Source organism: Micromonospora sp. WMMD712 (genome assembly GCF_029581295.1).
Taxonomy (GTDB): domain Bacteria; phylum Actinomycetota; class Actinomycetes; order Mycobacteriales; family Micromonosporaceae; genus Micromonospora; species Micromonospora carbonacea.
This window is the reverse complement of record NZ_CP120743.1, coordinates 402658-416408: the sequence shown is the minus strand read 5'-3', so window position 1 is coordinate 416408 and position 13751 is coordinate 402658. Positions and strand designations below refer to the sequence as shown.

At 76.0% G+C, this 13751-nt stretch carries 10 protein-coding genes and 1 riboswitch; of the genes, 3 read left to right on the top strand and 7 right to left on the bottom strand.

The features are described 5' to 3' along the window. Nucleotides 1–24: 24 nt before the first annotated feature. Nucleotides 25–3744, bottom strand: a complete 3720-nt coding sequence (gene cobN / locus O7633_RS01685) for a cobaltochelatase subunit CobN (RefSeq protein ID WP_282325595.1) — start codon at nt 3742–3744, stop codon at nt 25–27. 288 nt (nt 3745–4032) lie between these two features. After that, a riboswitch (cobalamin riboswitch) is annotated at nt 4033–4162 on the bottom strand. Nucleotides 4163–4421: 259 nt separating this feature from the next. Here cobN and cpt point away from each other — a divergent pair. Next, nucleotides 4422–4955: a chloramphenicol phosphotransferase CPT gene (cpt, locus tag O7633_RS01680; RefSeq protein WP_282325593.1), complete on the top strand. Its 534-nt coding sequence runs from the start codon at nt 4422–4424 to the stop codon at nt 4953–4955. Nucleotides 4956–4989: 34 nt separating this feature from the next. On the opposite strand, the gene O7633_RS01675 is transcribed toward cpt, so the two are convergent. Beyond that, nucleotides 4990–5325: a hypothetical protein gene (locus O7633_RS01675; protein WP_178064694.1), complete on the bottom strand. Its 336-nt coding sequence runs from the start codon at nt 5323–5325 to the stop codon at nt 4990–4992. Nucleotides 5326–5436: 111 nt separating this feature from the next. Between O7633_RS01675 and O7633_RS01670 the strand changes: the two genes are divergently transcribed. After that, nucleotides 5437–6165, top strand: a complete 729-nt coding sequence (locus O7633_RS01670; protein WP_282325590.1) for a hypothetical protein — start codon at nt 5437–5439, stop codon at nt 6163–6165. Nucleotides 6166–6544: 379 nt separating this feature from the next. Here O7633_RS01670 and O7633_RS01665 read toward each other — a convergent pair whose 3' ends face one another. The 5 genes from O7633_RS01665 to O7633_RS01645 form a co-directional block, all read right to left on the bottom strand. Then, the gene (locus tag O7633_RS01665) at nt 6545–7795 is read right to left on the bottom strand and encodes an MFS transporter (RefSeq protein WP_282325589.1); all 1251 of its coding nucleotides are present in this window, start codon (nt 7793–7795) and stop codon (nt 6545–6547) included. A gap of 128 nt (nt 7796–7923) precedes the next feature. Beyond that, nucleotides 7924–9048: an FUSC family protein gene (locus tag O7633_RS01660; protein WP_282325588.1), complete on the bottom strand. Its 1125-nt coding sequence runs from the start codon at nt 9046–9048 to the stop codon at nt 7924–7926. A 186-nt stretch (nt 9049–9234) separates the two neighbouring features. Beyond that, nucleotides 9235–10032: a sugar phosphate isomerase/epimerase family protein gene (locus O7633_RS01655; protein WP_282328719.1), complete on the bottom strand. Its 798-nt coding sequence runs from the start codon at nt 10030–10032 to the stop codon at nt 9235–9237. Nucleotides 10033–10073: 41 nt separating this feature from the next. Further along, on the bottom strand, nt 10074–11225 hold the full coding sequence (locus O7633_RS01650) for a dihydrodipicolinate synthase family protein (RefSeq protein ID WP_282325587.1): 1152 nt from the start codon (nt 11223–11225) through the stop codon (nt 10074–10076). Continuing rightward, the gene (locus O7633_RS01645; protein ID WP_074476145.1) at nt 11222–12373 is read right to left on the bottom strand and encodes a Gfo/Idh/MocA family oxidoreductase; all 1152 of its coding nucleotides are present in this window, start codon (nt 12371–12373) and stop codon (nt 11222–11224) included. Before O7633_RS01645 ends, O7633_RS01650 begins: the two co-directional genes overlap by 4 nt. Nucleotides 12374–12564: 191 nt before the next feature. On the opposite strand from O7633_RS01645, the gene O7633_RS01640 reads away from it, so the two are divergent. Continuing rightward, complete coding sequence (locus O7633_RS01640; RefSeq protein WP_278134867.1) at nt 12565–13581, top strand: LacI family DNA-binding transcriptional regulator; 1017 nt, start codon at nt 12565–12567, stop codon at nt 13579–13581. Nucleotides 13582–13751: the final 170 nt, after the last annotated feature.

The window sequence follows — 13751 nt, the reverse complement described above, 5'->3', positions numbered from 1 at the left end:
GCACGGCGGAGAAGGGAAACGCGCTCACTGCCGGTCCTCCAGGTCGCCCTCGCTGGCCAGGTACGTCTCGCGGAGCCGGTCGAGGGTGGCCGGCTGCGGGGCGGCCCACATCCCCCGCTCGGCGGCCTCCAGCAGCCGCTCGGTGATGCCGCGCAGCGCCCACGGGTTGGACTGCTCCAGGAACGCCCGGGTGGTGTCGTCGAAGACGTACTCGGCGGCGAGGCGCTCGTACATCCAGTCGTCGACGACGCCGGCGGTGGCGTCGTAGCCGAACAGGTAGTCCACGGTGGCGGCCAGCTCGAACGCGCCCTTGTAGCCGTGCCGGCGCATCGCGGCGATCCACTTCGGGTTCACCACCCGGGCCCGGAACACCCGCCGGGTCTCCTCGCCGAGGGTGCGGGTGCGCACGTCGTGCGGCATCGCCGAGTCCCCCACGTACGCGGCGGGGGCGACGCCGGTGAGGTGGCGCACCATCGCCACCATCCCGCCGTGGTACTGGAAGTAGTCGTCGGAGTCGACGATGTCGTGCTCGCGGGTGTCCTGGTTCTTCACCGCCACGGCGATGCGGGCGAAGGACCGTTCCATGTCGGCGCGGGCCTCCCGCCCGTCCAGGCCCGGCCCGTACGCGTAGCCGCCCCAGACGGCGTACACCTCGGCGAGGTCGGCGTCGCTGCGCCAGTTGCGGGCGTCGATCAGCGGCAGCAGCCCCGCCCCGTACGCCCCCGGTTTGGAGCCGAAGACGCGGGCGGTGGCCCGGCGCTCGTCGCCGTGCTCGGCGAGGTCGGCGGCGACGTGCGCGGCGACGTAGTTGTCCCGCGCCGGCTCGTCGAGGGCGGCGACCCGGCGCACCGCGTCGTCGATCAGCGCGACGACGTGCGGGAACGCGTCGCGGAAGAAGCCCGAGATGCGGACGGTGACGTCGACGCGGGGCCGGCCCAGCTCGGCGAGCGGCACCACCTCGACGCCGGTGACCCGGCGGGACCGGTCGTCCCAGGTGGGGCGGCAGCCGAGCAGGGCGAGCACCTCGGCGACGTCGTCGCCCTGGGTGCGCATGGCGCTGGTGCCCCAGACGGTGAGCCCCACCGAGCGGGGGTAGGCGCCGGTGTCGGCGAGGTGCCGGGCCAGCAGCGAGTCCGCGAGGGCCACGCCGACGTCCCAGGCGTTGCGGCTGGGGATCGCCTTCGGATCGACGGAGTAGAAGTTGCGGCCGGTGGGCAGCACGTTGACCAGGCCCCGGGTGGGCGAGCCGGACGGGCCGGGCGGCACGAACCGGCCGTCGAGCGCGCCGAGCACCCGGCCGACCTCGTCGGTGGTGCGCGCCAGCCGGGGCACCACCTCGCGGGCGGCGAAGCGCAGCACGTCGGCGGCGTCGGGGATCGCCCGGCCGGTGACCTCCGCGACGACGGCGTCGACCCGGTCGGCGCTGGCGTCGGCGGTGCTGGCGTCGGCATCGGCGGTGGTGCCGGTCTCGGCGGCGTCCCAGCCGAGGGTCTCCATGGCGACGACGAGGCGGCGGGCCAGGCCCTCGATCAGGTCGACGGCGTCGGCGGCGGTGCCGGCGGGGCCGTCGGCCACGTCGGTCAGCTCCGTCGGCACGGCGATGCGCCGTCCCGGCTCGGCGAGCAGGGCGGCCTCGTCGAGGCCGTACGCGGCGGCGAGCGCCTGGCGCAGGCCGGGCAGGGCGCGCGCCCCGCCCCACACCTGGGGGGCGCGCAGCACGGCGAGGACCAGGTTGACCCGCGCCTCGCCGGTGGGCGCGCCGCCGAGGACGTGCAGGCCGTCGCGGATCTGCACGTCCTTGACCTCGCACAGGTACCCGTCGAGGTGCAGCACGAAGTCGTCGAAGTCGTCGGCGGCGGGCATGTCGGCGGTGTGCAGGTCGTGGTGCAGCTCGGCGGCGCGCACCAGGTCCCAGATCTGCGCCCGCACCGTCGGTACCTTCGCCGGGTCGAGGGCCTGCACGGTGGCGTACTCGTCGAGGAGCTGTTCGAGTTTCGCCAGGTCGCCGTACGTCTCGGCGCGGGCCATCGGCGGGACGAGGTGGTCGACGACGACGGCGTGGGCGCGGCGCTTGGCCTGGGTGCCCTCGCCGGGGTCGTTGACGATGAACGGGTACACCAGCGGCAGGTCACCGAGGACGGCGTCGGGGGCGCAGTCGGCGGCCAGGCCGAGGCCCTTGCCGGGCAGCCACTCCAGGGTGCCGTGCTTGCCGAGGTGCACCACGGCGTCCGCGCCGAACCCGCCGTCCGCCACGGGCGCGGCCAGCCAGCGGTACGCGGCGAGGTAGTGGTGGCTGGGCGGCAGGTCGGGGTCGTGGTAGATGGCGATCGGGTTCTCGCCGAAACCGCGCGGCGGCTGGATCGCCAGCAGCACGTTGCCCAGCCGCAGGCCGGCGAGCACCACGTGCCCGTCGTCGACGTACAGCTCGCCGGGCGGCTCGCCCCAGTGCTCGCGGATCCGCTCCCGCAGCGCGGCCGGGACCGCCTCGAACCAGCGCCGGTAGTCCGCCCCCGGCACCCGGGCGTCGGCGGCGGCGAGCTGCTCGGGGGTGAGCCACTCCACGTCGTGGCCGCCGGCGGCGATCAGGGCGTGGATGAGCGCGTCCCCGTCGTCGGGCACCGGCCCGTCGCCGAGGTGGTAGCCGGCGTCGGCGAGCGCGGCGAGCAGCCGCACCGCCGAGGCGGGGGTGTCCAGGCCGACGGCGTTGCCGACCCGGGAGTGCTTCGTCGGGTAGGAGCTGAGCACGATCGCCAGCCGCTTCTCGGCGTGGGGCACGTGCCGCAGCCGGGCCTGGCGCGCGGCGATCCCGGCGACCCGGGCGGCCCGCTCGGGGTCGGGCTCGTAGACCGACAGCCCGTCGGCGTCGATCCGCTTGAACGAGAACGGCACGGTGACGATCCGGCCGTCGAACTCGGGGATGGCCACCTGCATGGCGGCGTCCAGCGGGGACAGCCCGGCGTCGCTGCCGGCCCACTGGTCGCGGGTGCTGGTGAGGCAGAGCGCCTGCACGATCGGCACGTCGAGGGCGGCGAGCGCGCCGACGTCCCAGGCGTCGTCGCCTCCGGCGGAGGCGTCGGCGGCCACCGTCCCGCCGGCGGCGAGCACGGTGACGACGAGGGCGTCGCAGCGGGCGAACAGCTCCAGCGGCCCGTCGCCGGGGGCGAGCCCGCGCAGCGAGCCGCAGAAGATCGGCAGGGGGTTCGCCCCGGCGGCGTCGACGGCGTCGGCGAGGGCGTCGACGAAGGCGGTGTTCCCGGCGAGGGCGTGCGCCCGGTAGAAGACGATCCCGACCGTCGGCCGCTCGGGCTTGACGGGCCGCTCGCCATGGACGCCGTGCCCGGGGGTGGGCGCGGGCGGGGCGAAGCCCTCGCCGGTGAGCAGCACCGTGTCGGAGAGGAACCGGGCCAGCTCGGCGAGGTTGCCCGGCCCGCCCTCGACCAGGTACGCCAGGGCCCCGGTGGCCACCCCGGAGGCCACGGTGGACGCGGCCATCAGCTCCGCGTCGGGCACCGCCTCGCCGCCGAGGACGACCGTCGGCACCCCGGAGCCGAGCACGGCCGCGAGGCCGTCCGGCCACGCCTGCCGGCCCCCGAGCAGCCGTACGACGGCGAGGTCGACGCCGTCGAGCAGCGCCGGCACGGCGTCGGCGGCGACCCGGGCGGGGTTGGCCAGCCGGTAGCCGGCGCCGCTGGCCCGGGCGGCGAGCAGGTCGGTGTCGGCGGTGGACAGCAGCAGGGTGCGCACGGAGGGCTCCGGAGAGTGATGCACGGGGCGGCGGGCAGGCCGCCTGCGGGCAGGCATGGGCGCGGGTTCAGCGGGTACGGCGGGCCTGCGGCCGGCTCACCGGCGCGGGCCGGGGCGCCGGGGGCGCAGCATGGCGCGGTACGCGGGGCTCGGGCTCAGGTGCGGCGACGGGGCGCGGGCAGGCTGCCGCGCGCCAGCAGGCGGCGACGGTGTACGTCGATGTGCGAGACGCCGTGCGTCATCGGGTCCTCCTCGGGTGTCCACGCCCTGGGGTCGCTCCGACGGCCGAAGTATCCTGGCTTCCGGATCGACGCTCTCCCCCGGCCTTCCAACCGCAGACACACGGCCGTGACTCACGAGGGGGGATCGCTCCCCGGTGACAGTGGCGGGACCGCGCCGGAATCGCACCGGCTTCCTTCACTGCCGTCAGGCCGCGAATGCTGCCACACCCGACCGCCGCCGGTCAACGCCGGGCTCCCGGCCACCCCACCCCCCTAACTACATCGATGCCTGACAATTGCATCGGGAATCGGATGCGGCGAAAGCAAATGTCGTACGCCGATGGATGCGACCCGTTCCGCGCGCATTTCCCCGCCGCCCGCCCCCGGGCTGGCTAGGCTGATTCCGATCATCGCCCGCCGGCGCGGGACGGGACTTGCCCGAAGGGAATCCGATCAGTGGCGACGCAGGTCATCGTGCTCAACGGCGGCTCCAGCTCGGGCAAGTCCGCGATCGTCCGGTGCCTCCAGCGCATCCTGCCGCACCCGTGGATCAGTCTCGGCGTGGACGACCTGATCGCCCGGCTGCCGCCGGCCCTGCTGGGCAGCCCCGCCGGGCTGAGCTTCGGCCCACACGGCGAGGTCGACGTCGGCGGGGACTTCCTCGCCGTGCAGCACGCCTGGCTGGTCGGCATCGCCGCGATGGCGGACGCCGGGGCGCGGATCATCCTGGACGAGGTCTTCCTCGGCGGCGGCGCCTCCCAGGAGCGGCTCGGCGGCTACCTGGCCGACGTCGACGTGCTGTGGGCCGGCGTGCGGTGTCCCCCGGCGGTCGCGGCGGCGCGGGAGATCGCCCGGGGCGACCGGGTGATCGGGATGGCGGCGACGCAGGCCGAGACCGTGCACGAGGGGGTCCGCTACGACGTCGAGGTCGACACCGGCCGCACCGAGTCGCTCGACTGCGCCCGCGCCATCGCCGCGCACGTGCGCTGAGCGACTCGGTGCGGCGGGCCGGCGGCGCCCGGGGTCAGCGCGCCCGGCGCTCCGGGTGCGCCCGGTTCCAGGCCCGCATCCGCTCCGGGTACCCTGTCCGCGCGGCCTCGTACAACGGCACGGCGTGCCGCTGGGCGATCTTCGCGGCGGCCCGCGGCGACCCGGTCCGCCGCCGGATCCACTCCCCGTCGTGGGCTATCGCCATCACGGTGGTGTCGGTCGCGGTGGTCTCCGGCTCCAGGTAGAACTCCACGCCCCGGCGGCTGCGGACGAACTCCTCCAGGGCGGCCAGGTCGTCCGGCGTCGCCTCGCGGTCGAGCTTCGTCGGGATCCCGTCGGCGACAGGTCGGCGGCGGCTGAACCAGCCCATGCCCGGCTCCTCTCCTCGGCGTGCCCTCCAGTGGAGCATCCCCGCCTGGCAGCCTGCTGGACGCGGGATGTGAGGAAGCTGACCCGGCCGGCCTCCCCGTACACTCCCCCGGTGGCGGCGTGGCGGGCGGTGGCGGCGCGGGACAACGCCGACTGGTGCGACCTGGTCGGCCGGGCCCACGGCCTCGCGGGGGCGCGCGACGCGGACGCCTGGTCGGTGCCCCGCCGTTCTCCGCAGTGGTATCCGGACGCGGTGACCCTGCGCCCCGGCGTGGACGCCGCCCGGCTGCTGGCCCGGATCGACGCCGGCCCCGGCGCGTCGGTGAAGGACAGCTTCGCCGACCTGGACCTCGCCCCGCACGGCTTCCGGGTGCTCTTCGCGGCCGAGTGGATCCACCGCCCGCCCGCCGTACCGCTCGGCGCGCCGCTCGTCGTGCCGCCCGGCACCGGCCCGACCGCACTGGCCCCGGTCACGTCGGCGCGAGGGCTGGCCGACTGGTCCGCCGCGCACGGCAGCGAGGTCCTGCGCCGGCCGGCGCTGCTGGCCGACCCGCGGGTCACGATCCTCGCCCGGCACGCGGCCGACGGCGCGGTCACCGCAGGCGTCGTGCTGACCGACGGGGGCCCGGCGGTCGGGGTCTCCAACGTCTTCGCCGCCGACGGCGATCTCGCCCGGGTGTGGCGGGGCGTCGTGGCCGCCTGCCCGGACCGGCCGCTGGTCGGCTACGAGTCCGGGGGCGGCCTGCCGCCGGCCGAGGAGGCGGGTTTCCGGCGGATCGGGCCGCTGCGCGTCTGGCTGCGCCCGGACCACGACCGCGACCCGGACCCCGCCACCGGCTGACCACTCTGCGCAACCGACGCACGGGCACACGCCGCCCGTGCGCCGGTTGACCGTACGTCACCGCAGGTGTCACCCCGTACCCCCGCGCTCACTCCTTTGCTCTGCACCCACCGACGCAGCACCCCGATCGAGCTGGTCAGATAGAATGTCATGAATATCCGGCGACGCAGCAACGTGGTCACGCTGCGCCAGCGCTGCGTATGTGGGTGCAGAGCAAAGCGTTCTGATCGGTGGGTGCCCTCCGGCGGCCACGATGGCCAGCGAGGTGCGGTGCGTAACGACGAGCGGCTCAGGAGCGACCCGCTGCGGCCGCCGTCGACGGTCGGCACGGGACGCCCCGCGGGTGGGCGCCGCGTTGGGTCCGGACTGGACGGCCGGGCTAGGCCGGGCGGCTGCGCGTGCCGGCCGGCGGCCGGAGCACCGGGACCAGGGCGAGGGCGGGCACCAGGAGCAGCGGCACCAACAGCAGCGCCCGCAGCGTGCCCACCTGGTCGCCGAGCAGGCCGAGCAGCGGCGGGCCGCCGAGGAAGGCCGTGTAGCCGATCACGCCGACGACGCTGACCCGGGCCGGGGCCCGGTCCTCCTCGTCGGCGGCGGCGCTGAGCCCCACCGGGAAACCGAGCGACGCGCCCAGCCCCCACAGCGCCACGCCGAGGATCGCCACCGGCCCGTCGCCGGCCAGCACCGCGAGGCCGGCGCCCGCCGCGGCGAGCAGGATGGTGCCGAACAGCACGGGCACCCGGCCCCAGCGGTCGATCGCCACGGTTCCGGCGGTGCGCCCGATGGTCATGCCGACCACGAACACCCCGAACACGGCGGCGCCGGCCGCCTCGCTGAGCCCGTACCCGTCGACGAACGCCACGGCCAGCCAGTCGTTGGCGCTGCCCTCGGTGAACGCCATCACCAGCACCAGCAGGCCGATGAGCAGCGTGCGCGGCTCCCGCCAGGCGGCGAGCAGCGACGCGCGCCGGGCCGCGGCGGCGGCCCGCTCCCCGCCGGCCGACGCGGTGCCGGCGGCGAGGAACGTCCGGACCCCGAGCAGCGTGCCGACCAGCACCACCGCCGCGAGGACGCTCAGGTGCGCGGCGATCGGCACCCCGACCCGCGCGGCTCCGGCCCCGATCCCCGCCCCGGCCACCGAGCCGAGGCTCCAGGCCGCGTGGAACCGGGGCAGGATGGTACGCCCCAGCCGCCGCTCGACCGTCGTACCCTCGATGTTCATCGCCACGTCGCAGGTGCCGGCGCCGTAGCCGAAGGCGAACAGGCCGACGGCGGCCCCGGGCAGGAAGCCGGCGACCCCGGCGGACGTGCCGGCGACGGCCAACCCGCCCGAGACCAGCGCGGTGCCGAGCAGCACCGCGCGGGCCGTGCCGAGGCGCTGGGCCACCAGCCCGGCCGTCGGCATGGCCAGCAGCGACCCCACCGACATCGACAGCAGCAGCAGGCCGAGCCCTCCGGCGCTGAGGTCCAGCGCCTCCCTGGCGGCCGGCACCCGGGCGAACCAGGTGGCGATCGCGAGCCCGTTCAGGGCGAACACGGCCGCCACGCCGTTGCGGGCGGGCAGGACCGGGCGTTGCGCGCCGACCCGACCGGCATCCGGCTCGGCAGGCGGCGCGTCGGTGCTGCTCACGACGAGTTCCTCTCGGCTCTGCGGGCGTCGACCGCCCATTGGACACCCTGGCGCGACAGCACCGATCTTGGCCCCGCCCCTTACCGTAATCCGGACCGGCCCGCTCCCGGCAGACGCCGGGGCCGGCGTCACACGGCCGGCAGGCCGAGCGCCTCGTCGACCCGGCCGAGCACGGCGGCGTCGTCGTCCACGCCGACCCCGCGCAGCAGGTCGATCGCGGTGGCCCGCACCTGCCCCACGATCATCGCCAGCGGCAGGGGCTGGCCGGAGGCGAAGAGCCGCCCGGCGACCCGGACGGCGTCCAGCGCGGCGGCCTCGGCGCGGCCGGCGTGCTCGTCGGCGACGGCGTCGCGACCGTCGAGGTCGGCCGCGAACGCCTCCCCGGCCGCCTGCACGGCGTCGGCCAGGCAGCGGACCGCCCCGCCGAGGTCGGCCGGGACGGGGGCGGCCAGCCGGGTGAGGGTCACCCCGGCCCGGGCCAGCACCCGCACGTTGCGCACGGCGTAGTCGATCTGCCCGATGGACGCGTCGACGGTGCGCAGCCGGCCCAGGTGCCGGCGGCGGCGTACGTGCAGGGTCAGCGCCTCCCCGGCGGCGAGCACCGCGTCGCGCAGCCGCTCCACGGCCGCGTCCATGCCCCGCGCCCGGTCCAGGGCGGCCAGGGCGGCCTGCTCGTCGCGGCCGTCGAGGGCGTCGGCGACCTCGCGCAGCAGCCCGGCGAGGCCCTCGAATGTCTGCCGGAACTCGACGACCAACGGGGCGAGCGGGCGGCGGGCGTCGACGATCTGGCTGGCCACGAGGGCCACCGCCCCGCCGATCAGGGCGTCGACGAACCGGAACGGGATCAGCGACTCGGTCGGCGGGGCGACCACCACCAGGTAGAGGGCGGAGACGGCGGCCTGCACCACGGAGACGCCGGTCGCGCCGACCGCCACGGCCAACACGATGGTGAGCAGGATCACCGTGAAGACCGTCCAGCTGCTGTGCGGGCCGAGGGCCTGCACCACGACGTCGGCGACGAGCACCCCGGCGGCGACGCCGAGCACCACCTCCACCGCCCGGCGCATCCGCTGGCCCCGGGCCTGCCCGAGGACGATGAGCGCGGCGGCCGGGGCGAAGAACGGCTGCGGGTGCCCGACCAGCCGGGTGGCCAGCACCCAGGCCACCGTGGCCGCGACCGTGCCTTCCACCACCGGCAGCCAGCCCTGCCGGACCCGGCCTGCGGCCTCCCGGAACCAGCTCCACCGCACCATCGCCGCCTCCCCTGCCCTCGCGCTCCCCTGCCCTCGCGCCACCGCCCATGGTGCTCCGGCCCCGCCCCACCCCGGAACCCGGGCCGGCACCTCACGCGATCTTGCACATTCGGCCCCGACGAATGGTGCGAAAGCCCCACCGGAGGGGCCGCAAGTGCAAGATCGCGTGGGGGTGGGGTCGGTGGGTCAGGCCACGTGGGTGAGGTGGGCCGTGATCGCGGCGGCGAGGATCTCCGGGCCGGGGCGGGCCCAGAGGTCGGCGTCGAAGACCTCCACCTCGATCGCCCCCCGGTAGCCGGCCGCGTCGACGGCGTCACGGAACCGGCGCAGGTCGACGCAGCCCTCGCCGGGCAGCGCCCGGCCCAGCAGCACGCCCGCCGGCAGCGGGGTGACCCAGTCCGCAACCTGGAACGCGGCGATCCGGTCGCCCGCGCGGGCGATCTGCCGGAACACGGTGTCGTCCCACCACAGGTGGTACGTGTCGACCACCACCCCGACCGCGCCCGGGTCGAACCGCTCGGCGATGTCGAGGGCCTGGCCGAGGGTGGAGATCACGCACCGGTCGGCGCAGAACATCGGGTGCAGCGGCTCGATGGCCAGCCGCACCCCGGCCGCCCCGGCGTGCGGCACGAGCTCGCCGATCGCGTCGGCGACCCGTTCGCGGGCGGCGTCGACGTCGCGGCTGCCGGCCGGCAGGCCCCCGGAGACCAGCACCAGCTCGCGGGTGCCGAGGGTGGCCGCCTCCTCGATCGCCCGCAGGTTCTCGTCGCGCCAGCCGTCGGCGGTGAAGAACCCGCCCCGGCACAGCGAGGTGACGGCCAGCCCCGCCTCGCGGACCAGCCGCGCGGCCCGCTCGACGCCGTATTCCCGCACCGGCTCCCGCCAGAGCCCGACGCCCGGCACGCCGGCCGCCACGCAGCCGGCGACCAGCTCCTCCAGGCCCCAGCCGGTGGCGGTGGCCTGGTTGAACGAGAACCGGGCCAGCCGGCCGCCGAGGCGGTCGCCCGCCGGGCCGTCGGCGGCGGTCACTGGGCCACCCCGGCGACCGTGAAGTAGGCGCGGGCCCGCGCGGCGGCCAGCTCCGCGTCGGGCAGCAGCCCGGCCGCGTCGGCCAGGACGAGCAGCCGGGCCAGGTGGGCCGGCGACCGGCCCGCCTGCTGGCCGCCGACCATGGTGAAGTGGTCCTGGTGGCCGGTCAGCCAGGCCAGGAACACGATGCCGGTCTTGTAGTGCCAGGTCGGGGCCGCGAACAGGTGCCGGGCCAGCGGCACGGTGGGGGCGAAGACCTCGTCGTACGTCGCGAGGTCGCCGGCGTCGAGGGCGGCCAGCGCGGCGGCGGCGGCCGGCGCGATGGCGGCGAACACCCCGAGCAGCGCGTCGGAGTGGCCCATCGCATCGCCCCGGATCAGCTCCGGGTAGTGGAAGTCGTCGCCGGTGTAGAGGCGCACCCCGGCGGGCAGCCGGCGGCGCAGGGTGACCTCCCGGTCGGCGTCGAGCAGGGACACCTTGATCCCGTCGACCTTCTCGGCGTGATCCTTGATGAGGTCGAGCACGGCGTCGGCGGCGAGGTCCAGGTCGGCCGAGCCCCAGTAGCCGGCCAGCGCCGGGTCGAACATGTCGCCGAGCCAGTGCAGCACGACCGGCTGGTCGGAGGCGGCCAGCAGGTGGGCGTACACCTGCTGGTAGTCCTCGGGGCCGCGGGCGGCGGCGGCGAGGTGCCGGCTGCACATCAGCACCGGCCGGGCCCCCGCGGAGAGCACCTCGGCGAGCTGCTCGGCGTAGGCGTCGCGGATCTGCGCGATGCTGGCCGGGCCGACGGGGAGCTGGTCGGTGGCGACCCCGGCGACGATCCGGCCGCCGGCCGCGCGGGCCTCGGCCGCGCTGCGCCGGATCAGCTCCCGGGTCGCCGGGTAGTCCAGGCCCATGCCGCGCTGCGCGGTGTCCATGGCCTCGGCGACCCCGAGCCCGTACGACCACAGGTGCCGCCGGAAGGCGAGGGTGCGGTCCCAGTCGACGGCGGCCGGGGCGCCGGGGACGTTCTCGGCGTGCGGGTCGGCCACCACGTGCGCGGCGGCGTACGCGATCCGGGTGGTCGCCGGGGCGGCCGGGCGGGGGAAGCCGCCGCTGCCGGTGAGCCGGTGCCGGGTGCCGTCGGGCAGGACGACCCCGCCGCTCATCGGTCCAGCTCCGGGATCTCGATGCGGCGGTGCTCGCGGGCGGAGCGCAGGCCCAGCTCGGCGAGCTGCACGCCGCGCGCGCCGGCCATGAAGTCCCACGGGAACGGCTCGCCGGCCACCACGTGCCGCAGGAACGCCTCCCACTGCACCTTGAAGCCGTTGTCGAACTCGTCGTTGTCCGGCACCTCGCTCCACTGTGACCGGAAGCTCTCGCCGGAGGGCAGGTCCGGGTTCCACACCGGCTTCGGGGTGACCGAGCGGTGCTGCACGCGGCAGTTGCGCAGCCCGGCTACGGCGCTGCCCTCGGTGCCGTCGACCTGGAACTCGACCAGCTCGTCGCGGTGCACCCGGACGGCCCACGAGGAGTTGAGCTGGGCGATGATCCCGCCTTCGAGCTCGAAGATGCCGTACGCGGCGTCGTCGGCGGTGGCCGGGTAGGCGCGCCCGGCCTCGTCGACGCGGCGCGGGATGTGGGTGGCGTTGACGCAGGTGACCGCGCGCACCGGGGCGAACAGCTCCGCCAGCACGTAGTGCCAGTGCGGGAACATGTCCATCACGATGCCGCCGCCGTCCTCGGCGCGGTAGTTCCAGGACGGACGCTGGGCGGGCTGCCAGTCGCCCTCGAAGACCCAGTAGCCGAATTCGCCGCGCACGGACAGGATGCGGCCGAAGAAGCCGCCGTCGACGAGGCGCTTGAGCTTGCGCAGGCCGGGCAGGAACAGCTTGTCCTGCACCACGCCGGTGCGGATGCCGGCGGCGTCGGCGGCGCGGGCCAGCTCGACGGCGGCGGCGCTGTCCTCGGCGAGGGGCTTCTCGGTGTAGATGTGCTTGCCGGCGTCGATGGCCTGGCGGACGGCCTTCTCGCGCTGCTGGGTGAGCTGGGCGTCGAAGTAGACGTCGACGTCGTCGCGGGCGAGGGCGGCGGTGAGGTCGGTCGTCCAGTCGGTGAGCCCGTGCCGCTCGGCGATGTCGCGCAGCCGGCTCTCGTTGCGCCCCACCAGGATCAGCTCGGGCCAGATGCGGGTGCCGTCGGCCAGCGGCACCCCGCCCTGCTCGCGGATGGCGAGCAGCGAACGGACGAGGTGCTGGCGGTAGCCCATCCGACCGGTGACGCCATTGACGATGATCCCTATCGGCCTACGGCTCATGATTCTCTTCCCTCTCTTCGGGCGGCCGGCACCCGCCCGGCGGGCACACGCGGCCAATCCGCCAGGCAAGCGCTTTCCTGGGAGCGTAGGGGCCGCCGCCCCGCAGGGCAAGGGCTTTCGGATGCGACTGCGGTAACCTGTCCGCGACCGCGCGGGGTCCGGCCGCGCGGGCGGACCACGAGGGGCGGCGGATGGCGACGCTGGCCGATGTGGCGCGGCGGGCGGGCGTCTCCCCCGCCACGGCGTCACGGGTGATCAACGGCAGCAGCAAACCGGTCGCCGACGAGCTGCGCGAACGCGTGCTGCGCGCCGTCGCCGACCTGCGGTACGTGCCGAACGCGCACGCCCAGTTGCTGGCCCGGCCGCAACGCAGCGTGGTCGGCGTCGTCGTCCACGACGTCTCCGACCCCTACTTCGCCGAGGTGACCCGGGGACTGCAACGGGTCGCCACCGAACGGGGCCGGCTGCTGATCATCTGCAACAGCTACCGCGACCCCGTCCGCGAGCTGGACTACGTGGAGCTGCTGCGCGGCCAGCAGGTCGCCGCGATCGTGCTGGCCGGGTCCGGCTACCACGACGCCGCGTTCACCACGACGCTCAACGAGAAGCTCGCCGCGTACGAGGCGACGGGCGGGCGGGTCGCGGTGATCGGCCGGCACGACCACTTCGGCGACGCGGTGATGCCGGCCAACACGACCGGCGGCGAGCTGATCGGCCGGGAGCTGCTGCGCCTCGGGCACCGGCGGGTCGGTGTCGTCGCCGGGCCCCGGGTGCTCACCACCATCACCGACCGGCTGACCGGGCTACGACGGACCCTCGCCGAGCAGGGCGTCGAGCTGCCCGACGAACGCATCCGGTACGCCGACTTCGACCGCGACGGCGGGGCCCGGGCCACGGCCGAGCTGCTGGACGCCAGCCCCGCGCCCACCGCGATCGTGGCGTTGAACGACTCGATGGCCGTCGGCGCGCTCGCCCTGCTGCGGGAGCGCGGCGTGCGGGTGCCCGAGGACGTCTCCGTCCTCGGCTTCGACGACATGCCGATCGCCGCCGACGTCACCCCCGCGCTGACCACGGTGCGGCTCCCCCTGGTCGAGATGGGGGTGCGGGCGATGACCCTCGCCCTCGACCCGGCCAGCGGCAGCCCCCGCGTCGAGACGCTGCCGGCGGAGCTGGTGCGCCGGGGCAGCACCGGCCCGGCCCCCGCCTGACCCGGCCCCCGGGTCCCCGCCCCGCCTGACCGGGCCCCGGCGCGGCCGGCGGGCCGGGCGGGCTCGGGCCCGGGCCCGGCCGCCATGTCGGCGACATCGCGCGATCAACTCGCCAGGATACCGCCATGTCGCCGACATGGAGTCGATCACCCGGCCCCGCACGCCCCGCC

Excerpts from the sequence above, each read along its gene's own strand:
- O7633_RS01650 (WP_282325587.1), bottom strand. The coding sequence starts at position 11,225 with ATGAGCGGCGGGGTCGTCCTGCCCGACGGCACCCGGCACCGGCTCACC.
- O7633_RS01645 (WP_074476145.1), bottom strand. The coding sequence starts at position 12,373 with ATGAGCCGTAGGCCGATAGGGATCATCGTCAATGGCGTCACCGGTCGG.
- O7633_RS01660 (WP_282325588.1), bottom strand. The coding sequence starts at position 9,048 with ATGGTGCGGTGGAGCTGGTTCCGGGAGGCCGCAGGCCGGGTCCGGCAG.
- O7633_RS01675 (WP_178064694.1), bottom strand. The coding sequence starts at position 5,325 with ATGGGCTGGTTCAGCCGCCGCCGACCTGTCGCCGACGGGATCCCGACG.
- O7633_RS01640 (WP_278134867.1), top strand. The coding sequence starts at position 12,565 with ATGGCGACGCTGGCCGATGTGGCGCGGCGGGCGGGCGTCTCCCCCGCC.